The 22,854-nt window shown below is 70.5% G+C and carries 21 protein-coding genes; 9 read left to right on the top strand and 12 right to left on the bottom strand.

Annotated elements, in window-relative coordinates:
* Position 1: 1 nt before the first annotated feature.
* A complete protein-coding gene (locus tag ABZT17_RS11780) occupies positions 2-1,366 on the bottom strand; it encodes an ArsA family ATPase (protein ID WP_356346923.1) in 1,365 nt (454 codons plus the stop codon).
* Positions 1,363-2,340 (bottom strand): ArsA-related P-loop ATPase, encoded by a 978-nt coding sequence (locus ABZT17_RS11785; RefSeq protein WP_356346925.1) that lies wholly within the window; start codon positions 2,338-2,340, stop codon positions 1,363-1,365. The genes ABZT17_RS11780 and ABZT17_RS11785 overlap by 4 nt, the downstream gene beginning before the upstream one ends.
* A 95-nt stretch (positions 2,341-2,435) precedes the next feature.
* On the opposite strand from ABZT17_RS11785, the gene ABZT17_RS11790 reads away from it, so the two are divergent.
* The 4 genes from ABZT17_RS11790 to ABZT17_RS11805 all read left to right on the top strand — a co-directional run bounded on the left by ABZT17_RS11790 (position 2,436) and on the right by ABZT17_RS11805 (position 4,886).
* The gene (locus tag ABZT17_RS11790) at positions 2,436-2,597 is read left to right on the top strand and encodes a DUF4177 domain-containing protein (protein WP_229348326.1); all 162 of its coding nucleotides are present in this window, start codon (positions 2,436-2,438) and stop codon (positions 2,595-2,597) included.
* Entirely contained in the window at positions 2,597-3,064 is a 468-nt protein-coding gene (locus ABZT17_RS11795; RefSeq protein WP_356346929.1) for a RidA family protein, read from the top strand. Before ABZT17_RS11790 ends, ABZT17_RS11795 begins: the two co-directional genes overlap by 1 nt.
* 77 nt (positions 3,065-3,141) lie before the next feature.
* Positions 3,142-4,059, top strand: coding sequence for an NUDIX hydrolase (locus tag ABZT17_RS11800; protein ID WP_356346931.1), 918 nt, complete (start codon positions 3,142-3,144; stop codon positions 4,057-4,059).
* Positions 4,056-4,886 (top strand): MBL fold metallo-hydrolase, encoded by an 831-nt coding sequence (locus ABZT17_RS11805; RefSeq protein WP_356346933.1) that lies wholly within the window; start codon positions 4,056-4,058, stop codon positions 4,884-4,886. The genes ABZT17_RS11800 and ABZT17_RS11805 overlap by 4 nt, the downstream gene beginning before the upstream one ends.
* Before the next feature lie 39 nt (positions 4,887-4,925).
* On the opposite strand, the gene ABZT17_RS11810 is transcribed toward ABZT17_RS11805, so the two are convergent.
* Together ABZT17_RS11810 and ABZT17_RS11815 are read right to left on the bottom strand one after the other, a co-directional pair.
* Positions 4,926-5,750, bottom strand: coding sequence for a nucleotidyltransferase domain-containing protein (locus ABZT17_RS11810; protein ID WP_356346935.1), 825 nt, complete (start codon positions 5,748-5,750; stop codon positions 4,926-4,928).
* A 35-nt stretch (positions 5,751-5,785) separates the two neighbouring features.
* A complete protein-coding gene (locus ABZT17_RS11815; protein ID WP_058924095.1) occupies positions 5,786-6,460 on the bottom strand; it encodes a Crp/Fnr family transcriptional regulator in 675 nt (224 codons plus the stop codon).
* A gap of 252 nt (positions 6,461-6,712) precedes the next feature.
* Between ABZT17_RS11815 and nth the strand changes: the two genes are divergently transcribed.
* The 3 genes from nth (at position 6,713) to ABZT17_RS11830 (ending at position 9,947) form a co-directional block, all read left to right on the top strand.
* Positions 6,713-7,705: an endonuclease III gene (gene nth / locus ABZT17_RS11820; protein ID WP_356346939.1), complete on the top strand. Its 993-nt coding sequence runs from the start codon at positions 6,713-6,715 to the stop codon at positions 7,703-7,705.
* A gap of 321 nt (positions 7,706-8,026) precedes the next feature.
* Positions 8,027-8,734 (top strand): CoA pyrophosphatase, encoded by a 708-nt coding sequence (locus ABZT17_RS11825; RefSeq protein ID WP_356346941.1) that lies wholly within the window; start codon positions 8,027-8,029, stop codon positions 8,732-8,734.
* Positions 8,735-8,747: 13 nt separating this feature from the next.
* Positions 8,748-9,947: a MarP family serine protease gene (locus ABZT17_RS11830; RefSeq protein ID WP_356346944.1), complete on the top strand. Its 1,200-nt coding sequence runs from the start codon at positions 8,748-8,750 to the stop codon at positions 9,945-9,947.
* Between the two features lie 71 nt (positions 9,948-10,018).
* Here the strand turns inward: ABZT17_RS11830 and ABZT17_RS11835 are convergent, their stop codons facing one another.
* The 6 genes from ABZT17_RS11835 to ABZT17_RS11860 all read right to left on the bottom strand — a co-directional run bounded on the left by ABZT17_RS11835 (position 10,019) and on the right by ABZT17_RS11860 (position 18,088).
* Positions 10,019-10,201 carry a hypothetical protein gene (locus ABZT17_RS11835; RefSeq protein ID WP_356346947.1) on the bottom strand — a complete coding sequence of 61 codons (183 nt, stop codon included), beginning with the start codon at positions 10,199-10,201 and terminating at the stop codon, positions 10,019-10,021.
* 127 nt (positions 10,202-10,328) lie between these two features.
* Positions 10,329-11,282, bottom strand: a complete 954-nt coding sequence (locus ABZT17_RS11840; RefSeq protein ID WP_356346950.1) for an alpha/beta hydrolase — start codon at positions 11,280-11,282, stop codon at positions 10,329-10,331.
* On the bottom strand, positions 11,279-11,782 hold the full coding sequence (locus ABZT17_RS11845; RefSeq protein ID WP_356346953.1) for a phage holin family protein: 504 nt from the start codon (positions 11,780-11,782) through the stop codon (positions 11,279-11,281). The genes ABZT17_RS11840 and ABZT17_RS11845 overlap by 4 nt, the downstream gene beginning before the upstream one ends.
* An 88-nt stretch (positions 11,783-11,870) precedes the next feature.
* A complete protein-coding gene (nhaA, locus tag ABZT17_RS11850) occupies positions 11,871-13,307 on the bottom strand; it encodes a Na+/H+ antiporter NhaA (RefSeq protein WP_356346955.1) in 1,437 nt (478 codons plus the stop codon).
* Positions 13,308-13,464: 157 nt separating this feature from the next.
* Positions 13,465-15,423, bottom strand: a complete 1,959-nt coding sequence (gene acs, locus ABZT17_RS11855) for an acetate--CoA ligase (RefSeq protein WP_356346958.1) — start codon at positions 15,421-15,423, stop codon at positions 13,465-13,467.
* A gap of 244 nt (positions 15,424-15,667) precedes the next feature.
* Positions 15,668-18,088, bottom strand: a complete 2,421-nt coding sequence (locus ABZT17_RS11860; RefSeq protein WP_356346960.1) for a SulP family inorganic anion transporter — start codon at positions 18,086-18,088, stop codon at positions 15,668-15,670.
* 336 nt (positions 18,089-18,424) lie between these two features.
* Between ABZT17_RS11860 and ABZT17_RS11865 the strand changes: the two genes are divergently transcribed.
* Positions 18,425-19,690 carry a hypothetical protein gene (locus ABZT17_RS11865; RefSeq protein ID WP_356346963.1) on the top strand — a complete coding sequence of 422 codons (1,266 nt, stop codon included), beginning with the start codon at positions 18,425-18,427 and terminating at the stop codon, positions 19,688-19,690.
* Between the two features lie 30 nt (positions 19,691-19,720).
* On the opposite strand, the gene ABZT17_RS11870 is transcribed toward ABZT17_RS11865, so the two are convergent.
* Positions 19,721-20,701, bottom strand: coding sequence for an ATP-binding protein (locus ABZT17_RS11870; protein WP_356346965.1), 981 nt, complete (start codon positions 20,699-20,701; stop codon positions 19,721-19,723).
* A 101-nt stretch (positions 20,702-20,802) separates the two neighbouring features.
* Here ABZT17_RS11870 and ABZT17_RS11875 point away from each other — a divergent pair, with 101 nt between their 5' ends.
* Positions 20,803-21,624 (top strand): oxidoreductase, encoded by an 822-nt coding sequence (locus tag ABZT17_RS11875; RefSeq protein WP_356346967.1) that lies wholly within the window; start codon positions 20,803-20,805, stop codon positions 21,622-21,624.
* A 315-nt stretch (positions 21,625-21,939) separates the two neighbouring features.
* Here the strand turns inward: ABZT17_RS11875 and ABZT17_RS11880 are convergent, their stop codons facing one another.
* Positions 21,940-22,773 (bottom strand): HAD family hydrolase, encoded by an 834-nt coding sequence (locus tag ABZT17_RS11880; protein ID WP_356346969.1) that lies wholly within the window; start codon positions 22,771-22,773, stop codon positions 21,940-21,942.
* Between the last annotated feature and the right edge of the window lie 81 nt (positions 22,774-22,854).

The raw sequence follows: 22,854 nt of genomic DNA on the forward strand, positions 1-22,854 counted from the left end.
CTCAGTCGACGACGGATTCGGGCAGCTCCGGCCGGTTGGCCGCGAGCCGGTCACCGATGTTCCGCAGCCCCGCGAGGTCGTGCACATCACCGGGCAGCGCGGCTACTTCGGCCACCGCCACCTCGGGGTGGAGCGCGGTGAAGCGGTCACGCGTGCGCTGCTCGCGCGAGAGCAGCCGCATACGTTCGGCGTGCAGCCTCAACAGGCCTGCCGTGAGCCGGTCCACGCCCTGGTCCTCGGCGTCCGGACCGGGGGAGTTGGTCTCGGACGCGGCGGACGCGGTGGGCCGGGGGGCGTCGGTATCGGCGGGCTCTGCGGGCCCGGATGCGGGAGATTCTGAACTGCCGTACGTGTCGGGAGAGTTACGAAGTCCAGCTTTCCCGCCGTCCTGATCGACAATGCGGGGCTCCACAAGATTTTCCGCGGCGGCGAGCGCACGCTCGGCCGACAGCTGGTCGGCGCCGCTGCCGTGGACCCGGTTGAGCACCAGTCCGGCGAGCGGCATGTCCTCGGCCGCGAGCCGCTCCACGAAGTACGCGGCCTCCCTGAGTGCGTCCCGCTCCGGCGCCGCGACCACCAGGAACGCCGTCCCGGGCGCCTGCAGCAGCTTGTACGTGGCGTCCGCGCGGGTGCGGAAGCCGCCGAAGGTGGTGTCCATCGCGGCCACGAACGTCTGGACGTCCTTGAGGAGCTGGCCGCCCAGCAGCTTGCCGAGAGTGCCGGTCATCATCGACATCCCGACGTTCAGGAACTTCATTCCGGCCCGGCCGCCGAGCTTGGCCGGCGCCGTCAGCAGCCGGATCAGCCGGCCGTCGAGGAACGAGCCGAGCCGCTTGGGCGCGTCAAGGAAGTCCAGCGCCGAGCGGGAGGGCGGGGTGTCCACGACGATCAGGTCCCACTCGTCCCGCGCGCGCAGCTGGCCCAGCTTCTCCATCGCCATGTACTCCTGCGTGCCGGCGAAGCCCGCGGAGAGCGACTGGTAGAAGGGGTTCGACAGGATGGCGGCCGCCCGCTCGCGGTCCGCGTGCGCCTCGACGATCTCGTCGAAGGTGCGCTTCATGTCGAGCATCATGGCGTGCAGTTCGCCGTCGCCCTCGACGTCCTTCACCCGGCGCGGGGTGTTGTCCAGCGAGTCGATGCCCATGGACTGGGCGAGCCGGCGGGCCGGGTCGATGGTCAGGACGACCACCTTGCGCCCGCGCTCGGCGGCCCTGAGCCCGAGCGCCGCCGCCGTGGTGGTCTTGCCCACACCGCCCGAGCCGCAGCACACCACGATCCGGGTCCCCGGGTCGTCGATCAACGGGTCGACGTCGAGCACGCGTGCGGAGGACAGGCCGTGCTGCGCACGGTCCGGGTTCGGGCTCATGACATCCCCTGCTTCCGCAGCTCCGTGGCCAGCTCGTACAGGCCCGCCAGGTCCATGCCCTCGGCGAGCAGCGGCAGTTCGTGCAGCGGCAGGTCCAACCCGCCGAGCACCGAGCGCTGTTCCTGCTCCAGCGCGTACCGCTCGGCGTACTCCTCGGCCTGCCTCAGCAGCGGGTCCACCAGCTTCTCGGCGTTGCCGCCCCGCCGCGCCCCGCCCAGCCCCGCCGCCGACAGTGCCTTCGCGACGGAGGAACGCGGCACGTCCCCTACGAGTTCCAGGTCCGCCCCGTCCAACACCTCGGGACGCACCATGTTGACGATGATCCGTCCCACCGGCAGCTTCGCGGCGCGCAGTTCGGCGATGCCGTCGGCGGTCTCCTGGACCGGCATCTCCTCGAGCAGCGTCACCAGGTGCACGGCCGTCTCGGCCGACTTCAGCACCCGCATCACGGCCTGTGCCTGATTGTGTATCGGCCCTATCTTCGCGAGGCCGGCCACCTCGTCGTTGACGTTCAGGAAGCGGGTGATACGGCCCGTCGGCGGGGCGTCCATCACGACGTAGTCGTAGGCGAACCGTCCGCTCTTCTCCTTCCTGCGTACCGCCTCGCACGCCTTGCCGGTCAGCAGGACGTCCCTGAGGCCCGGCGCGACGGTGGTGGCGAAGTCGATCGCGCCGAGTTTCTTCAGGGCTCTGCCGGCGCCCCCGAGCTTGTAGAACATCTGGAGGTAGTCCAGAAGGGCCAGTTCGGGGTCGATGGCGAGGGCGTACACCTCCCCGCCCCCTGGAGCGACGGCGATCTTCCGCTCCTCGTAGGGCAGCGCTTCCGTTTCGAAGAGCTGCGCGATGCCCTGGCGCCCCTCGACCTCGACGAGAAGCGTCCGCTTCCCCTCGGTCGCGAGGGCCAGCGCGAGGGCGGCGGCGACCGTGGTCTTTCCGGTCCCGCCCTTGCCGCTGACGACCTGGAGCCTGCTCACGTCTTCGAGCCTAACCAGTCCCTGTGCCGATCACGCGGCAGCCTGTGGACAACTCGGCCACGGAACGTGCGCGACCAGGGGCTAGAGTCGGCCACATGACCAAGAAGTGGGAATACGCGACCGTGCCGCTGCTCGTCCACGCGACGAAGCAGATCCTGGACACCTGGGGCGAGGACGGCTGGGAGCTCGTCCAGGTCGTGCCCGGGCCGAACAACCCCGAGCAGCTGGTGGCCTACCTGAAGCGGGAGAAGCCGTAATGGGCGCGGTCGAGGCGAAGCTCGCCGAACTCGGCCTGACCCTGCCGGAGGTCGTGCCGCCGCTGGCCGCCTACCAGCCGGCCGTGCGGACGGGTTCCTACGTGTACACCTCCGGCCAGCTCCCCATGGTGGACGGCAAGCTGCCCGTCACCGGCAAGGTCGGCGCCGAGGTCACCGCGGAGGAGGCCAAGGACCTGGCCCGCACCTGTGCGCTGAACGCCCTGGCCGCCGTGAAGTCCGTCACCGGTGACCTGGACCGCATCGCGCGCGTGGTGAAGGTCGTCGGCTTCGTCGCCTCCGCCGTGGACTTCACCGGTCAGCCCGGAGTGGTCAACGGCGCGAGCGAGCTGCTCGGCGCGGTCCTCGGCGACAAGGGCGTGCACGCGCGCAGCGCCGTCGGCGTGGCGGTGCTGCCCCTGGACGCGCCCGTCGAGGTGGAGATCCAGGTGGAGCTGACCGAGGCGTAGTCCCTGGTACGGCCACCGGGCAGTACGGCCACCGGGCACCTCTCGAACATTCGCGCACCACGGGATAGCCTCCGCCCATGGCGAATGGGCAGTGGTTTCCGCAGGACTGGCCGGAACGCATCCGTGCGCTGGCGGAGGGCACCCTCACTCCGGTCGCCCCCCGGCGCGCGGCCACCGTCATGCTCCTGAAGGACACCGACTCCGGTCCCTTCGTCCACATGCTGCGCAGACGCGCCTCCATGGCCTTCGCCGGAGGCGCGTACGCGTATCCGGGCGGTGGCGTGGACCCCCGCGACGACGAGCACCACATCCGCTGGGCGGGCCCCACGCGCGCGTGGTGGGCCGAGCGGCTGGGTGTCGACGAGCGGGAGGCCCAGGCGATCGTCTGCGCGGCCGTACGGGAGACGTACGAGGAGGCGGGCGTCCTGCTCGCCGGTTCCTCCGCCGACTCCGTGGTCGACGACACCACGGGCGAGGACTGGGAGGCGGACCGGGCGGCCGTCGCCGCCCGGGAGCTCTCCTTCGCCGAGTTCCTCGACCGCAGGGGCCTGGTCCTGCGGTCGGACCTGCTGGGCGCCTGGACCCGCTGGATCACCCCGGAGTTCGAGTCGCGCCGCTACGACACCTGGTTCTTCGTCGCCGCCCTTCCGCACGGCCAGCGCACCCGCAACGCCTCCACGGAGGCCGACCGCACGGTGTGGATCCGCCCCCAGGAGGCCGCCGACGGCTATGACAAGGGCGAATTGACGATGATGCCGCCCACGATCGCCACGCTGCGTCAGCTGGCCGCGTACGCCACCGCCGGGGAGGCGCTCGCCGCCGCCCCCGGCCGCGACATGACCCCCGTACTGGCGCGGGCCCGCCTGGAGGACGGCCGGATCGTGCTGACCTGGCCGGGCCACGACGAGTTCACCAAACACATCCCGACCGATGCCGCGACCGCCCCTCCGACCGACGCCCCGACCGCCCCTCCGACCGGTGGAGCCTCCGCATGACCGACGCAGCAGCTCTCCCAGGCCGCCCGAGGGGCGGGGTTCTCACGGGCCCCGCCACCCCCCGGGCCGTCAACGTCCTGGCGCCCAACGCCTCGGTGATGACGCTCGACGGCACCAACACCTGGATCCTCGCCGAGCCGGACTCCGGCCTGGCGGTCGTGGTCGACCCCGGTCCGCTGGACGAGGGGCATCTGCGCACTGTCGTCGACACGGCCGAGAAGGCCGGCAGGCGTATCGCCCTCACCCTCCTCACCCACGGCCACCCGGACCACGCGGAGGGTGCCGCCCGCTTCGCCGAGCTGACGGCGACCAAGGTGCGGGCCCTGGACCCGGCGCTGCGGCTCGGCGACGAGGGCCTGGGCGCGGGCGACGTGGTCACGGTCGGCGGCCTGGAGCTGAGGGCGGTCCCGACACCGGGGCACACCTCGGACTCCCTGTGCTTCCATCTCCCGGCCGATCAGGCCGTTCTGACCGGCGACACCGTCCTCGGCCGCGGCACGACGGTCGTGGCGCATCCCGACGGCCGCCTGGGCGACTATCTGGACTCGCTACGACGGCTGCGCTCGCTGACCGTCGACGACGGCGTGCATACGGTGCTCCCCGGCCACGGCCCCGTCCTGGAGGACGCCCAGGGCGCCGTCGAGTTCTACCTCGCCCACCGCGCCCACCGCCTGGCCCAGGTCGAGACGGCGGTCGAGGACGGCCACCGCACCCCGTCCCAGGTCGTCGCCCACGTGTACGCGGACGTGGACCGCGCCCTGTGGCCGGCGGCGGAGCTGTCGGTACGGGCACAACTGGACTACCTGGAGGAGCACGGCCTGATCTAGCCCTTCCGGTCGGCCCTGGCCCTGGCGCTTCTCCGGGGTCTACCGCTCGGGCCTGGGGGCCTTCACGCCGTGCACGCGCGCGTACTCGTCGGCGAGCCACGGCCCGAGGTCCTCGACGTAGGAACGCAGCACGGCGGCGTCACCGGTCGGCTCGTAGCCCCGTACGGCCGCCGCGCTCATCTGTTCGGCCCGCTGCGGGTAGTACGCGCCGAACGCCTCCGCCATCTCCGCCAGGTCACTGGTCCAGCCGTTCCAGCGGGGCATGACCAGGGTGAACCCGGTGCGCACGAGATGCCGGGACATGAACCGCACCATCGGCCGCCGGGCCGCGTCGCCGTCCTCGGCCCCGGCGATCCGTTCCCGCCAGCGGGGCAGCAGCAGGGCGAGGTCCCCGTTGGTCTCGCGGGCCAGCCGCGTGTCGGGCCGGTAGCGGGGCAGGTACTCGGCGAGGTCCTCCCCGAGCAACGGCGTGCACAGACAGGCGACGAACCATCCGAGGTCGTACGTCTCGATGTCGCTCAGCAGCCGGTCCCGCCCGTACAGCAGCGTGCCGACCCCGTCGATCTGCGGGAACAGCTTGTCGAGCGCCTCCTCGAACGCGCGTACGCCCTCCCGGTCCGCGTCGCTCGGCTCCTCGTACAGGGCGACGAGCAGATCGAGATCGCTCCGCCCCACGCGCGCGGTGCCCCGCGGAACCGACCCGTACAGGTACGCGCTGTGCAGCCGCGCGCCGAAGAGACCGAGCACCTGGTCACGGGCGGCGGCGACGACGGGGCGGAAGGCGTGCGGGACGCGGCCCAGAGAGCCTTCGCGCTCGAGGTAGCCCTGGGGGTCGAGACCTTTGGAAGGCACGCTTTCGGACATGGCTCAACTACAGCAGCGGAGCTCCGGGAACGACGTCAGCGCGAGCGCTTGGCCAGTCGTTCGACGTCCAGAAGGATGACGGCCCGTGCCTCCAGGCGGAGCCATCCCCGCTGCGCGAAGTCGGCCAGCGCCTTGTTGACCGTCTCGCGTGAGGCGCCGACCAGCTGGGCCAGCTCCTCCTGCGTGAGGTCGTGGACGACGTGGATGCCCTCCTCGGACTGCACGCCGAAGCGGCGGGACAGGTCCAGCAGGGCGCGGGCGACCCGGCCGGGGACGTCCGAGAAGACCAGGTCGGACATCTGGTCGTTGGTCTTGCGCAGGCGTCGTGCGACGGCGCGCAGCAGGGCGCCGGCGACCTCGGGGCGGACGTTCAGCCAGGGCTGGAGGTCGCCGTGGCCGAGGCCCAGCAGCTTGACCTCGGTCAGCGCCGTGGCCGTGGCCGTACGCGGGCCGGGGTCGAAGAGCGACAGCTCGCCGATCAGCTCACCGGGGCCGACGACGGCGAGCATGTTCTCGCGCCCGTCGGGCGAGGTCCGGTGCAGCTTGACCTTGCCCTCGGTGACGACGTACAGCCGGTCACCGGGGTCGCCCTCGTGGAACAGCGAGTCGCCGCGCGCGAGGGTCACCTCACTCATGGAGGCGCGGAGCTCCGCGGCCTGCTCGTCGTCGAGCGCCGCGAAGAGCGGGTTCCGCCGCAGAACGTCGTCCACGAGTTCTCTCCTTGTCGACCTGCTCAGGGGATCTTGCTTCCCCTTCGTACCAGGGGACCGTGCTCCCCATTTTGCCGGACGGTCCAAACAGTGTGATCTGTCACAAGGATGCCGCACACATGTCCCGAGGTAAGCGGCAGGGGTCCAATTGGGGGCTGATCTTCTGGGTCCGGGGCGGATGTCAGTGGGGGGCTTTAGGCTGGCCGGGTGTCCAAATCGCCGGTGAGAGCACAGGCCAAGGGGGCTGGGCGGGTGGTTGTACGTCGTGATTCCGCTGTGGGCGAACAAGACTCCGGTGGCGGAAAGAAACCGGCAAAAACGACAAAAGGCGATGCGGTGAAGAAGGCCGTGACGAAGAAGGCGGCTGTGAAAAAGACGGCCGCCGTCAAAAAGGCGGTGGCCGCTCCGAAGAAGGCCACGGCGGCCGTGAAGGGCGCCTCCGCCGCGAAGGCCGTCGCCGCGCCGCCGAAGGGCGAGTCGCGGACCGCTCTCGTGCGCCGCGCCCGCCGTATCAACCGCGAACTCGCCGAGGTCTTCCCTTACGCGCACCCCGAGTTGGACTTCGAGAACCCCTTCCAGCTGGTTGTCGCCACGGTCCTGTCCGCCCAGACCACCGACCTCAGGGTCAACCAGACGACACCTTCCCTGTTCGCCAAGTACCCCACCCCCGAGGACCTCGCCGCGGCCAACCCGGAGGAGGTCGAGGAGATCCTCCGGCCGACCGGTTTCTTCCGGGCCAAGACCAAGTCGGTGATAGGGCTGTCGAAGGCGCTGGTGGAGCTGTTCGACGGTGAGGTGCCCGGCAGGCTGGAGGACCTCGTCAAGCTGCCCGGCGTCGGCCGCAAGACCGCGTTCGTGGTGCTCGGCAACGCGTTCGGGCGCCCCGGCATCACCGTGGACACGCACTTCCAGCGGCTCGTGCGGCGCTGGCAGTGGACCGCCGAGACGGACCCGGACAAGATCGAGGCGGCCGTGGGAGCGCTCTTCCCCAAGAGCGACTGGACGGACCTCTCGCACCATGTGATCTGGCACGGCCGCCGCATCTGCCACGCTCGCAAGCCGGCATGCGGCGCCTGCCCCATCGCGCCCCTCTGCCCGGCGTACGGCGAGGGCGAGACGGACCCGGAGAAGGCGAGGAAACTCCTCAAGTACGAGAAGGGCGGCTTCCCGGGCCAACGCCTCAACCCGCCCCAGGCCTACCTGGACGCGGGCGGCAGGCCGGCACCCCCGCTGGGGTCCGGATGACGGAGAGACAACGGAGCCCACGGGGGGCGTGGACGCGCCGGGTGTCGCGGGGGATCCGGGTGACCGGGGCGAGGCCCGGCGCCGCCGGGTGTGTTCCGGGAGCGGGCGGGGGTGTGCGGGTTCGCTGTCGGGCCCGCGTCTGCTCCGGCCGCGGCGTCCGTGCCCGCATCCCTTGCTGGAGACGGCGGTCGAGGACCCGGGTGTCGGTGCGCGAGGTTCCTGGGGTGTGTCAGGGTGCGGCTCAGGGTGATCTCAGGGTGGCGGGGCGGAACGATCAAGAGGGTGGCCGGCGTTGGATCAGGTAGGACGACGGGGGTGGGTATGACACGGGCTGGTGAGGCGGCGAGCGAGACGCAGGGCAGGGCTGTGACCGTCAGCAAGGAAGGGCTGCCGGGCTGGCTGGATCCGGTGGTGCGGGCCGTGGAGACGGTGGAGCCGCTGCAGCTGAGCCGTTTCCTGCCGCCCGAGGACGGGGCGGGCCGGCAGTCGGCGGTGCTGGTGCTGTTCGGCGAGGGGGAGCGCGGCCCCGAGCTGCTGCTGATGGAGCGGGCCGGTTCACTCAGGTCCCATGCCGGGCAGCCGTCCTTCCCCGGCGGCGCCCTCGACCCCGAGGACGGCGACCCGAAGGCCGACGGGCCGCTGCGGGCCGCTCTCCGCGAGGCCGAGGAGGAGACCGGGCTCGACCCGTCCGGCGTCCAGCTCTTCGGCGTCCTGCCCAAGCTGTACATCCCGGTCAGCGGCTTCGTGGTGACCCCGGTGATGGGCTGGTGGCGCGAGCCGAGCCCGGTCGCGGCGATGGATCCGAACGAGACGGCGAGGGTCTTCACCGTTCCCGTGGCGGATCTCACCAACCCGGACAACCGCGCCCTGACCGTCCATCCCAGCGGCCACCGAGGTCCGGCATTCCTGGTCGAATCGGCCCTGGTGTGGGGCTTCACGGCCGGAATCATCGACCGTCTCCTCCACTACTCGGGCTGGGAGCGGCCCTGGGACCGCGAGAAGCAGGTCCCGCTCGACTGGCGGTCATGACAGGGTGTCCACCGTGAATGTGCTGGACATCCTGTTGTTGGTCGCAGCCGTGTGGTTCGCGATCGTGGGCTACCGCCAGGGTTTCGTCGTCGGCATCCTGTCGGTGATCGGCTTCCTGGGCGGGGGTCTCGTCGCCGTCTACACACTGCCCGTCATCTGGGACGCGCTGACCGACAACTCCGAGGTGAGCACGACCGCCGCCGTGGTCGCGGTGATCATCGTGATCGTCTGCGCCTCCGTGGGCCAGGCCCTCACCACCCACCTCGGCAACAAGCTGCGCCGGTACATCACCTGGTCCCCGGCCCGCGCCCTGGACGCGACCGGCGGCGCCCTCGTCAACGTCGTCGCGATGCTCCTCGTCGCCTGGCTGATCGGCTCCGCCCTCGCCGGCACCACCCTGCCGACCCTCGGCAAGGAGGTCCGCGGCTCCAAGGTGCTCCTCGGCGTCTCCCGCGCCCTGCCCTCCCAGGCCGACACCTGGTTCGCGGACTTCTCCTCGGTCCTCGCGCAGAACGGCTTCCCGCAGGTCTTCAGCCCGTTCTCCAACGAGCCGATCACCGACGTCAAGCCCCCGGACCCGGCCCTCGCCCAGAGCGCGGTGGCGACCAACGCGAAGAGATCCATCGTCAAGGTCATGGGCACGGCCACGAGTTGCGGCAAGGTCCTGGAGGGCACCGGCTTCGTCTTCGGCGACCGCCGGGTGATGACCAACGCGCATGTGGTGGGCGGCGTCGACGAGCCCACCGTCCAGATCGGCGGCGAGGGCCGCAAGTACGACGCCACGGTCGTGCTGTACGACTGGCACCGCGACATCGCCGTCCTCGACGTCCCCGGCCTCAGGGCACCGGCCCTCAAGTTCTCGGCCACGGACGCCAGGAGCGGCGACGGCGCGATCATCGCCGGCTTCCCGGAGAACGGCTCGTACGACGTCCGCGCCGCACGCGTGCGGGGCCGTATCCCGGCCAACGGCCCGGACATCTACCACCGCGGCACCGTGCGCCGTGATGTGTACTCGCTGTACGCGACGGTCCGCCAGGGCAACTCGGGCGGCCCGCTGCTCACCCCTCAGGGAGAGGTGTACGGCGTGGTCTTCGCGAAGTCCCTCGACGACGCCGACACCGGGTACGCGCTGACCGCCGACGAGATCCAGCCGGACATCGTCGAGGGACGCGGCGCCAACCAGCAGGTGGACAGCGACAGCTGCGCGCTGTGAGCCGTCGTACCGGAAGCCGTCGAAGCCGCCGTGAAACCGTGGCGGAACCGTCGCGCGAGGAAGTGCGGGCGTCAGCCTCGAGGGTGACGCAGGCGTACCGAGACCCAGCGGGCCCGGCGGCGCAGGATGCGCGGGATGCCCACCCGGAGGTCCGTGCCCGCGAGCTGCGGAGCACCTCCTCGCTGGTGGGAGCTCAGGCCCGAGGCCGAGCGGCGAGTGCGTGCTGCGTCACTGTAGTCGTGCGTCCAGCCCATACCCCGACGTGTGCCCCCGCCCCAAGGTCGATAACCGCCCCCATGGCCCCCAATTGGCCTATGCGCCGGGCAATTGGCTGTTCGTAGGACAGAGGTTCGGTTCCGGATACCGGGCGCATCGGCTCGGTCACCGATCGGGTTCGGGATCTTTCAGCCAGTTGATCAGTTCGGAGGAGAACGCGCTCGGATCCTCCTCGTGCGGGAAGTGCCCGAGACCGTCGAACAGCCGCCAGCGGTACGGCGCTTCGACGTACTCGCCGGAGCCGGCCGCGCTCCGCGTCCGCATCACCGGATCGAGCGAGCCGTGCAGATGCAGGGTGGGCGTCCGCAGTGGCCGCTTCATACGGCGGTTGAACTGGATGCCGTCGGGACGGGCCATGGACCGCACCATCCAGCGGTACGGCTCGACCGAGCAGTGCGCCGTGGAGGGGATCGTCATCGCGCGGCGGTATGTGTCCAGCGCCTGGTCGTCCGGCGGGTTCGGGCCGGACCAGTCCCGGATCAGGTCGGCGACGAGCGCCCCGTCGTCGGCGGTGAGCTGGCGCTCGGGGAGCCAGGGGCGCTGGAAGCCCCAGATGTAGGAGCCGGCGCGGGTCTGCTTGACGTCGGAGAGCATCGCCGAGCGCCAGCGCCGCGGGTGCGGCATCGAGGAGACGGCGAGCCGGCGGACCAGCTTGGGGCGCATGACGGCCGCCGTCCACGCCAGATAGCCGCCCAGGTCATGGCCGACCAGGGCGGCGTCGGGCTCGCCGAGGGAGCGGATCACGCCGGTGATGTCGAGCGCGAGGTTGGCGGGGTCGTAGCCGCGCGGGGTGCGGTCGCTGCCGCCGACGCCCCGCAGGTCCATGGCGACGGCCCGGAACCCCGCGTCGGCGAGCGCGGTCAGCTGGTGCCGCCAGGCCCACCAGAACTGCGGGAAGCCGTGCAGCAGCAGCACCAGCGGGCCGTCACCGACCTCGGCGATGTGGAAGCGGGCGCCGTTCGCGGCGACGTCGCGATGCGTCAGCTTCGTGCCGTCGGGGAGGGCGTCCGGCCGGACGACCGAGGTGGGTTGCGCCCATGGTGTGGCGGGATCCGTCATGAGGACGAGCGTGCCACAGCCTCGATGGCCGCGGGCACACGGTCCTCGATCGCCGGGGCGGTCGGCTCCTCGGGCCGCGGGTGCGGCTTGGCCTTCTGCAGGACGCCCGCGGTCTCCTTCATCGACGCGGCGACCTTCTGCGGGCCCTGGCTCTTCTTCGCCTTCTTCGCGAAGGCCACACCGATCAGCGCGAGGACCACGGCGACCAGCACGTTCGCCGCGAAGGAGAGCAGGAAGCAGATCGCCAGGTTCCAGTCGCTCCAGGTCCGGATGCCGTACGCCAGCGCGAAGTTGAGCATCGGCAGCGAGAACACCAGCACGGCACCGGCCACGGTGAACGCGCCGCCGCTCGTCGCCCCGCGCTTGACGTCCTGCTTGAGCTGGGCCTTGGCCAGCGCGATCTCGTCGTGCACCAGCGCCGACATCTCGGTCGTCGCCGAGGCGAACAGCTGGCCGATGCTGCGTTCGGCACCGACCGGGCTGCCGTCGGGTGCGCTCATCGCGGTCTCCCTCGTCTGCATGACTGCATTCTTCTGTCCGACCGCAAGTGAACGGTCTTGAACGGTCCTTTTGTACCGTCCCGTCAGATCATGCCGGACGGTCGTCCTCGGCGCCTGCCCCGCCCGGCACTTGGGCAACCGCGCGTCGCTCGGCGGCCTTCTCCTCGGCGATCCTGCGGTGCTCGGCGGCCTTGCCCTCATGGATCGCCGCCATGCGCAGGTGGTAGGCCGGGTCGTCCTGCTCATAGATGTCCGGGATGCCGTCCAGGTCCTCGTCCCGCTCCTCGGCCTCGCACAGCTTGCGGTACTTGGCGTTGCGGACCTTCAGCAGCACGGTCGCGAGCGTCGCGGCGATCAGGGACCCGGTGAGTACGGCGGCCTTGGCCTCTTCGGTCAGTACGGCGTCCCCGTCGAAGGCCAGTTCCCCGATGAGCAGCGACACGGTGAACCCGATGCCGGCCAGCGTCGCCACCGCGAACACGTCGGCCCACTCCAGGTCCTCACTGAGCGATGCCCTGGTGAAGCGCGCCGTCAGCCATGTCCCGCCGAAGATCCCGACCGCCTTGCCGACGACCAGGCCGAGGACGACGCCCAGTGTCTCCGGCTTGGTGAACACATCGCCGAGCGCCCCGCCGGAGACGGCGACACCGGCGCTGAACAGCGCGAACAGCGGGACCGCGAGTCCTGCCGACAGGGGTCGTACAAGATGCTCGATGTGCTCGCCGGGGGAGTGCTCCTCGCCCTCGTGGCGGTGGCAGCGCAGCATCAGGCCCATGGCGACGCCGGCGATCGTGGCGTGGACGCCGCTGTTGTACATCAGGCCCCAGATGACGAGCGCGAGCGGGACGTAGACGTACCAGCCGCGTACGCCCTTCCTCAGCAGCAGCCAGAAGACCGCGAGGCCCACCACGGCGCCGCCGAGCGCGGCGAAGTCGATCGAGCCGGTGAAGAAGACGGCGATGATCAGGATCGCGAAGAGGTCGTCCACGACGGCGAGGGTGAGCAGAAAGGCGCGCAGGGCGCTGGGGAGCGAGGTGCCGATGACGGCGAGCACGGCCAGCGCGAAGGCGATGTCGGTGGCGGTCGGCACCGCCCAGCCCTGGAGGGAGCCTCCGCCGGTGACGTTGGTGAGCGTGTAGACGAGCGCCGGTACGGCCATGCCGCACAGGGCGGCCACGACGGGCAGCGCGGCGGCCCTGGGGTCGCGGAGGTCCCCGGCGACCAGCTCGCGCTTGAGCTCGATCCCGGCGACGAAGAAGAAGACGGCCAGCAGTCCGTCGGCGGCCCAGTGCGCGACGGAGAGATGCAGGCCGAGGGCCTCGGGACCGAAGTGGAAGTGGCTGACGCTCTCGTAACTGTCGTGCAGCGCCGGGATGTTCACCCAGATCAGCGCGGTGACGGCGGCGACGAGCAGCAGTACACCGCCGACGGTCTCGGTCCGCAGCGCATCCGCGACAAACGTCCGCTCGGGCAGGGACAGCCGTCCGAGAACCTTGCGGGGGACGGTGGGACGGGGCGCGGCCATCGGGGGGACCTCCGGTCGGTGGGCAGGGTGGAACGACTCGCCGACCAGACTTCCCGGCACACCTCTGGGATCACGTTGTTTTGCTTAGTTTACCTAAAAGGGGCGCCGGGCGCAGGATCGCGCCGGGCGCCCCTGTCAGGGGTTCCTCTCTCGGAGGTCAGTCCTCGCTGGGCGCCGCCGGGAGCTTCGCCTGGATGAGGTCCATCACCGTGGAGTCCGTCAGCGTCGTCACATCACCCAGCTGGCGGTTCTCCGCCACGTCCCGAAGGAGACGGCGCATGATCTTGCCGGAGCGGGTCTTCGGCAGTTCCGCCACCGGCAGGATCCGCTTCGGCTTGGCGATCGGGCCGAGGGTGGCGCCGACATGGTTGCGCAGCTCGTCGACCAGGCCCTCGTCGTCGGCGTTCGCCGTGCCCCGCAGGATCACGAAGGCGACGATCGCCTGCCCGGTCGTCTCGTCCGCCGCACCCACGACGGCCGCCTCGGCGACCGACGGATGCGAGACGAGCGCCGACTCCACCTCGGTGGTGGAGATGTTGTGGCCCGAGACGAGCATGACGTCGTCGACCCGGCCGAGCAGCCAGATGTCGCCGTCGTCGTCCTTCTTCGCGCCGTCACCGGCGAAGTACTTGCCCTCGAACCGCGCCCAGTAGGTGTCGAGGAAGCGCTGGTCGTCGCCCCAGATGGTGCGCAGCATCGACGGCCACGGCTCGGTCAGGACCAGATACCCGCCACCGCCGTTCGGCACCTCGTTCGCCTCGTCGTCGACGACGGTCGCGGAGATACCGGGCAGCGGGGTCTGCGCCGAACCAGGCTTGGTCGCGGTCACACCCGGCAGCGGCGAGATCATCATCGCGCCGGTCTCCGTCTGCCACCAGGTGTCGACGATGGGGGTCCGGTCCGCGCCGATGTGCTTGCGGTACCAGATCCACGCCTCGGGGTTGATCGGCTCGCCCACCGACCCCAGCACCCGCAGGCTGCTGAGATCGAACTTCGCGGGGATGTCGTCGCCCCACTTCATGAACGTACGAATGGCCGTGGGCGCCGTGTACAGGATGGTGACGCCGTACTTCTGCACGATCTCCCAGAAGCGGCCCTGGTGTGGGGTGTCGGGTGTGCCCTCGTACATGACCTGGGTCGTGCCGTTGGCCAGCGGGCCGTAGACGATGTAGGAGTGCCCGGTGACCCAGCCGACGTCGGCCGTGCACCAGTAGACGTCGGTCTCCGGCTTGAGGTCGAAGACGGCGTGGTGGGTGTACGCGGCCTGGGTGAGATAGCCGCCGGAGGTGTGCAGGATGCCCTTCGGCTTACCCGTCGTACCGGACGTGTACAGGATGAACAGCGGGTGCTCGGCCCCGAACGCCTCGGGCGTGTGCTCGGCCGGCTGCCGCTCGACGATCTCGTGCCACCACACGTCACGGCTGTCGTCCCAGGCGACCTCCTGGCCGGTACGGCGGACGACGAGCACATGCTCGACGTTGTCCACCTTGCTGATCGCCTCGTCGACGGCCGGCTTCAGCGCGGACGGCTTGCCGCGCCGGTAGCCGCCGTCGGAGGTGATGACGACACGCGCGTCGGCGTCCTGGATGCGGGTGGCGAGCGCGTCGGCCGAGAAACCGCCGAAGACGACGGAGTGCGCGGCGCCGATGCGCGCGCACGCCAGCATCGCGATCGCCGTCTCCGGGATCATCGGCATGTAGACGGCGACCCGGTCGCCGTTCTGCACTCCCAGCTCCAGCAGGGCGTTGGCGGCCCTGCTCACCTCGTCCTTGAGTTCGGCGTAGGTGATGGCGCGGCCGTCGCCGGGTTCGCCCTCGAAGTGGATGGCCACCCGGTCGCCGTGGCCCGCCTCGACATGGCGGTCGACGCAGTTGTACGCGACATTGAGCTCGCCGTCCTCGAACCACTTGGCGAACGGCGGGTTCGACCAGTCCAGCGTCTGAGTCGGCTCCTTGGCCCACGTCAGCCGGCGGGCCTGCTCGGCCCAGAAGCCGAGTCGGTCAGCCTTGGCCTGTTCATACGCCTCCGCCGTGACATTGGCGTTCGCGGCCAGGTCGGCGGGGGGTGCGAACCTGCGCTCTTCCTTGAGCAGGTTGGCCAGGCTCTCGTTGCTCACGGCATCTGCCTTTCCCAGGGTGTCCGTTGTGTCCCAGGCCACAGCTCATCAGACCCGGGGGGCCGATGACAAGGGTCGACCGAGAATTGGTTTAGACCTGTCGTGGGCCGTCGGACCCGGGTCGTCCCGGTTGCCGTGGCCTGGGGGCATCCGTACCCACGGGGGCGGGCCGGACGGGGTTCAGCGGTGTAACGCCTTTCACACCCGTCCGGTGCCGGAGGTGGAGCGGTTCACGGGCCGGCGGTCACCGGACCGGATCCGCGACCCCCACATGGCCGAACACCTGCTCCTGCTCGGCCAGCAGATACGCCTGTGCCTCGCCCACATGGAAGTACATACCGTGCAGCTCCAACTCGCCGTCCCGCAGTGCCCGTGCCACCGAGTCGTGCGCCCGCAGGTGCTCCAACTGCTGGACCACATTGGTCAGACACAGCTGCTCCACGGCGTCGGCGGGAGCGCGCCCGGCCAGCCGGGCCCACGGTCTGTTCTCGTCGGCCATGCGCTCCAGGCTCGGCAGCCCGTGCCGCAGCCACCGCTTGAGCGGGGTCACGGCACCGCCGGGCTCGGAGTTGAGCAGTGCCTGCATGGCTCCGCATCCGGAGTGCCCGCACACCGTGATGGACCGCACCTTCAGCACGTCCACCGCGTACTCGATCGCGGCCGCCACCGAGTCGTCGCCGCCCTCCTCGCCGGGCCGGGGCCATCTCCCGGCGTGGGCCGGGGGAGGGACGAGGTTGCCCACGTTGCGCACCACGAACAGGTCGCCGGGACCACTGGAGGTGATCATCGAGGTGACGAGCCGTGAGTCCGCACAGGTGAGGAAGAGCTGGGACGGGCGCTGCCCCTCCCGGGCCAGCCGGGCCAGCTCGCCCCGCACGAGCGGGGCGGTGTTGCGCTGGAACCCGGCGATGCCCCGCGCGAGTCGGTGGCCACCGGGCGGCGCCGGCTGGGGGCGCTCGCACTGGTGGTTGAGCCAGGGCGTCCAGGGGCGGCAGCGGCAGCCGACCGCCGCGGTGGGGCCACCGGGGGCGGTCGCGCTCACGGCCGGGGTGACGGCCACGGCGTCCGGGCGGTCCTCGGCATCCTGGTGGTCCTCGGCGTTCGGCACGGGTCCGCCGGTGCTCACCCCCACGCGGCGGCCGGTCAGCTCGACGGTGCCGCCCTGTGCGGTGTGCGTGTGCTGCCAGTCCTGCAGGGACTCGTACGCCGCGTGGTCCATGAACGAACCGTCCAACCGCACCACGGCGTGGGCGCCCTGGGGCACGAGATGCAGGGCCCGGCTGAGCCGTGGCACCGCGAGGAAGGTCAACTGGCCCCGGACACGGATGTGATGGGCTCCCTCCTGTTCGGCGTGGGTGATACGGGTGTGGGCGAGACGGTGCATGGCGACGGCGACGGCCACGGCGATCCCGAGACCGACGCCCTCCAGAACGCCGAGGATCACCACGCCGAGGGTGGTGACGGCGTAGACGAGTACTTCTCGGTGGCGGGTCACCGTGCGGATGTGGTGCAGGGACACCATCTGGATGCCGACGGCCATCACCAGGGCGGCGAGCGAGGCGAGCGGGATCAGCTCCAGGACCGGGACCATCAGCAGCGCGGCGATCACTACGAGAACGCCGTGCAGCATCGTGGAGTTCCGGCTCACGGCGCCCGCGTGCACATTCGCCGAACTGCGCACCGCCACGCCCGCGACCGGCAGTCCGCCGAGCGCTCCGGAGACGATGTTGGCGGCGCCCTGACCGAGGAGTTCGCGGTTCAGGTCGCAGCGGCCGACTCGGGCGGTCAGCCCGGGCCGGGCGGCCGCCATCTTGTCCACGGCCACCGCGCCGAGCAGCGACTGCACACTGCACACGAGGGTGGTGGAGAGCACGGCGGCGGCCAGGCCGAGCGCCGGCCCCTCGGGAAGTCCCGCGAGGGCATGGCTGCTCCAGGACGGCAGGTCGACCTTGGGCACGCCGAGACCGGCGAGGGAGGCGGCCGCGGTGGCTCCGGTGACGGCGACCAGGGCGGCCGGGATCCTGCGCAGGAGGCGGCCCGCCCGGCCGGGGATGCGCGGCCAGAGCAGCAGCAGGGCCAGCGTGAGCAGGCTGACGGCCACCGATGCCGGATGCAGGTGCGCCAACTGGGCGGGCAGGGCGCGGAGGTTGGCGAGGACGGAGCTCTGCGGGGTGCCGCCGAGCACGATGTGCAGCTGGGCGACGGCGATGGTGACGCCGATGCCGGCGAGCATGCCGTGCACGATGGCGGGGCTGACGGCGAGCGCGGTGCGGGCCACGCGCAGACAGCCGAGGCCGAGCTGGGCGAGACCGGCGAGGACCGTGATGGCACAGGTCGTACGCCAGCCGTAGCGGTGGATGAGGTCGGCGGTGACGACCGTGAGCCCCGCGGCGGGGCCGCTGACCTGGAGCGGGGCGCCGCCGAGGCGTCCGGCGACCAGTCCGCCGACCGCCGCCGCGACCAGGCCGGCCTGGAGCGGGGCGCCGGTGGCGAGGGCGATGCCGAGGGACAGCGGGAGGGCGATCAGGAAGACCGCGACGGAGGCCGACACATCGGCACCTTCGGGCCGGAAGCGGCGGTGCCGGGTCGGCGGTGGGCTGTGGGACTGGTGCATGCGCTCTGTCCGAGTGGGGTCGGTGGCGCGGGCGGGTGCGCAGGCTGACATGTTTCCCGTCTCCTCCGGGCGGCGCGGTCGCGGAACAGGTGGTCCCCGTCGTGGTGGCGGGGTCGGTCGCGGCCGTGGATCACGGCGTGCAGCGGCGGGATGAAATCAACGCTCGGTAAATGGATCGTAATCCAGAGTAAAGGTCAGGCATAGACTTTTCTGGCAAATGGAGCATTCAATCACCTGGATGGGTGAAGCGGGCATTTCATCGGCTTGTCGTACTAATTCCTTCTCGGTCCCATGCGACCTTGGCGGCGCTGTCGGGCCCTCCCGGCACACCACCAGAGAACGCCGTCATCAGCGTTGGCCTGAGAGAAGGAAGAAGGTGGGCGGAATATGGCCGCCACCCAGAGGATCGCCGCGGGCGCCGTGATCGCCGCGACGTGTGCCGCTTCACTCGCCGGTTGCGGGCTCGGCTCCGACAGCTCCAAGACAGGGGCCGGCGGCCCGCAGAAGGCCGGGCAGGCGCCCAAACACCTGGTCCGACTGATCGGCGACGGCTCCACCTCGTACACCGGAGTCCAGCCCCACCTGCCCAGACCCGCGCGGCTCAAGCCCGGTCAGAAGCCCCCGCAGTTCGTCGTGTTCTCCTGGGACGGCGCGGGCGAGGACAGCCAGAAGCTGTTCTCCCACTTCCGCAAGGTCTCCAAGGCCAACCACGCGACGATGACGTACTTCCTCAGTGGTGTGTACATGCTGCCGGAGGACAAGCGCGACCTGTACCGGCCGCCGCAGCACTCGCCGGGCCGCTCCGACATCGGCTTCAACGACGAGAAGGGCATCGCCGACACCGTGAAGCAGCTGCGCCTGGCGTGGCTGGAGGGCAACGAGATCGGCACCCACTTCAACGGCCACTTCTGCGGCAAGGACGGCGGCGTCGGCGAGTGGTCGGTTGACGAGTGGAAGGACGAGATCTCCCAGGCCAAGCAGTTCGTGAAGTCCTGGAAGACCAACGCCGACATGAAGAACGCGGCCCCGCTCCCCTTCGACTACGACAAGGAACTCATCGGCGCCCGCACGCCCTGCCTCGAGGGCCAGACGAACTTCATGAAGGCGGCGAGCGGGCTCGGCTTCCGCTACGACACCAGCGGGGTCAACGAGCAGGTCTGGCCCAAGAAGCGCTACGGCCTGTGGGACCTGTCGATGCAGCTCGTGCCCTTCCCCGGGCACTCCTACGAGCAGCTCACCATGGACTACAACTTCATGGTCAACCAGTCCGGCACCCGGACCCAGGGCGACCCGGACAAGTTCGACTTCTGGGGCGACCAGATGCGGGACGGCCTCCTCAAGGGCTTCCGGCGGGCCTACGACGGCAACCGCGCGCCCCTGGTCATCGGCAACCACTTCGAGTCCTGGAACGGCGGCACCTATATGCGGGCCGTGGACGCGGTGGTCGAGAACGTCTGCAACAAGCCCGACGTGCGCTGTGTCTCCTTCCATCAGCTGGCCGACTGGCTGGACGCCCAGGACCCGCAGGTCCTGGCGAAGCTGCGCACCCTGAACGTCGGCGAGGCCCCGCAGCAGGGATGGGCGTCCTTCCTGGGCGGCAGCGCGGCCCCGGCACCGAAGGGCGTGCCCGGGGCGCCGGCGGCCAAGCGGTAGACCCCGCAGCGCCGTTGGAGGCGGCCGTGGTCACACGGGGGCGATGACGCCCTCGCCGAGCATGAACCCGGGGTCGACCTGCGCCGCCAGATCGGCCCCGGTGCGCGCGTTGCCCCAGGAGGCGGCGTTCTTCAGATGGAAGTGGACCATCTGACGGGTGTAGCGCTCCCAGTCGCGCAACTCGTACGTCGCGTCCGCGGCGACCTGGAGGATGCGCAGGGCACGGCGGTTGGCGTCCTCCAGGAGCTCGAACCGGGGCGGCCGGCCCTTCTCCATGGCGCGCACCCAGTCCGAGTGCCCCACGGCCACCAGGAGGTCGTCGCCGACCTCGGCGCGCAGGAAGTCGAGGTCGTCCCGGTCCCGCACCTTGTTGCCGACGACTTTCAGGACGACGCCGAAGTCACGGGCGTACTCCTTGTACTGGCGATAGACGGAGACCCCCTTCCGGGTCGGCTCGGCCACCAGGAACGTGATGTCGAAGCGGGTGAACATGCCGGAGGCGAAGGAGTCCGAGCCCGCCGTCATGTCCACCACGACGTACTCACCGGGCCCGTCAACCAGATGGTTCAGGCACAGCTCCACCGCTCCCGTCTTGGAGTGGTAGCAGGCGACCCCCAGGTCGGCTTCGGTGAAGGGGCCGGTGACCATCAAACGGACGGCGCCGCCGTCGAGTTCCACCGGCAGCGCACAGGCGTCGTAGACCGGGTTGTCCTCGCACACCCGCAGCAGCCGCGAGCCCTCACCGGGCGGGGTGGTCTTGATCATCGTCTCGGCGGAGGCGATCCGCTGGTTGGAGCCGCGCAGATAGTCCTTGATCAGCGGCAGTCGGTCGCCCATCGCGGGCAGCGCGGCGGCCTCCGCTTCGTCGAGCCCGAGCGCGGGCCCCAGGTGCTGGTTGATGTCCGCGTCGACCGCGACGACGGGTGCGCCGAGGCCGGCGAGGTGACGGATGAACAGGGAGGACAGGGTGGTCTTGCCGCTGCCGCCCTTCCCGACGAAAGCAATTTTCATATTCACGAAGGGTAATCGTGGTGTAGCTGTATGTGGCATGCGCGCGTGAAGAAGACCACTCGTTCGTGGAGCACCCCGGTGAGGTGGCTACTGTCGTACTCATGAGTACGACAGGCGCGACCGCCGATCCGCTCGCCGCCCTGGGCTCACTGCCCGGTGTGGCCGAGTCCGTGGAGTCCGTGCGCAAGGCCGTGGACCGGGTCTACGGGCACCGGGTGATGCGGCGCCGCAGCAACGAGATCACCTCCGAGGCGGCACTGCGCGGTGCCCGTGGCTCCGCCGCGCTGTCCGGCGCGGACTGGGCCCTCGAAGAGGTACGCAGGCGGACCGACTTCAGCGGTGACGACGAGGCGCGCGTGGTGGGCGCCGCCCTGCGGCTGACCGCCGAGGCGGGCCAGCTGCTCTCCATCTGGCGGCAGTCGCCGCTGCGGGTGCTGGCCCGGCTGCACCTGGTGGCCGCGGCGACCCATGGCGACGAGGTCGGACGGCCGCGGCAGGCGGGCGAGCAGGTCGACGAACCGCTGATCGAGCTGCCGCCGCCGGGCGCCGACGAGGTGCACGGCCGGCTGGAGGGCCTGTCCGAGCTGATCATCGCGGGCAGCTCCGCCCCCGCCCTGGTGACGGCGGCGGTCGTCCACGGTGAACTCCTTGCGCTGCGCCCCTTCTCGTCCCACAACGGCCTCGTCGCGCGCACCGCGGAGCGCATCGTCCTGGTGGGCAGCGGCCTGGACCCGAAGTCCGTCTGCCCGGCCGAGGTCGGACACGCCGAACTGGGCCGCGACTATCTGGCGGCGCTCGACGGGTATGTCTCCGGCACTCCGGAGGGCATGGCGGCCTGGATCGCGCACTGCGGGAGGGCGGTCGAGCTGGGCGCGCGCGAGTCGACGGCGGTCTGCGAGGCGCTCCAGCGCGGCGCCGCGTAGAGACAGAGATGCGGCGGTACGAGGATTCGTACCGCCGCTGGCATGTTCACCGGGTTACCAAGCGTCCTCGATATATTGCCCATCAGGCCGGGAACTTCGCCCGTCACCTGGTGCGGCTGGCCCGTAATCGACGGGTCGACGTCGCGTGGGTGCTCGATGTCCATGCTCGGTCCGTGGGGCCAAATGCGTTATTAAGGTGATCCTCTCGGATGTCCTTGGTCTCGCGGGCCGTTAACCCCTTTGTACTCCCAGACCCGAGGAAGCGAAACCCCTGCTTACGCTTCTTTACTTTTGCTCTCAAACGGCATGAAACGGTCAGATGTCCGCCGTACGGCGCCGACTGGCGTACCAGACGAGACCCGCGGTGGCCGCCGCGGCGCCTATCGCGGCGGCGGCGACCAGGGCCGGACGCGGCGGCACGGAGAACGAGGGGAAGCGCTGCTTGAGCCGGACCGGACGGTGGAAATCGAGAATCGGCCACCCGCGCGCGAGTGCCTCGCGGCGCAGCGCCCGGTCCGGGTTCACCGCGTGCGGGCGGCCGACCGACTGAAGCATCGGCAGGTCGGTCGCCGAGTCGCTGTAGGCGTAGCAGCGTTCGAGGTCGTACCCCTCGGACGCGGCCAGCTCCCTGACCGCCTCCGCCTTGGTGGGGCCGTAGGCGTAGTACTCCACCTCGCCCGTGTAGCAGCCGTCGTCCCCCACCACCATGCGGGTAGCCACCACCCGGTCCGCACCCAGCAACTCCCCGATGGGCTCGACCACTTCGGCGCCCGAGGTCGACACGATGACGACGTCCCGGCCGGCGGTGTGGTGCTCCTCGATGAGGGAGGCGGCCTCGTCGTAGATGATCGGGTCGATCAGGTCGTGCAGGGTCTCGGCGACGATCTCCTTGACCTGCTGCACGTTCCAGCCGCGGACGAGCTGGGAGAGGTACTCGCGGGTCCGCTCCATCTGGTCGTGGTCCATGCCGCCGACGAGGAAGACGAACTGGGCATATGCGGTACGCAAGGCGGCCCTGCGGTTGATCAGTCCGCCTTGGTAGAAGGACTTGCCGAAGGTGAGCGTGCTCGACTTCGCAATGACCGTCTTGTCCAGGTCAAAGAAGGCGGCTGTGCGGGGCAACGACTGGTTTTCCACAACCCCGAGCATAGGGGGAGCCCATTCGGCGTAAGGTGGGCGCGTGGGTTTGCCTGAGAAGGCTCTCGGGTACACCATGGAAGTCACGGATCG

Origin of the sequence: Streptomyces sp. NPDC005648 (genome assembly GCF_040605395.1) — a bacterium.
Lineage (GTDB): Bacteria > Actinomycetota > Actinomycetes > Streptomycetales > Streptomycetaceae > Streptomyces.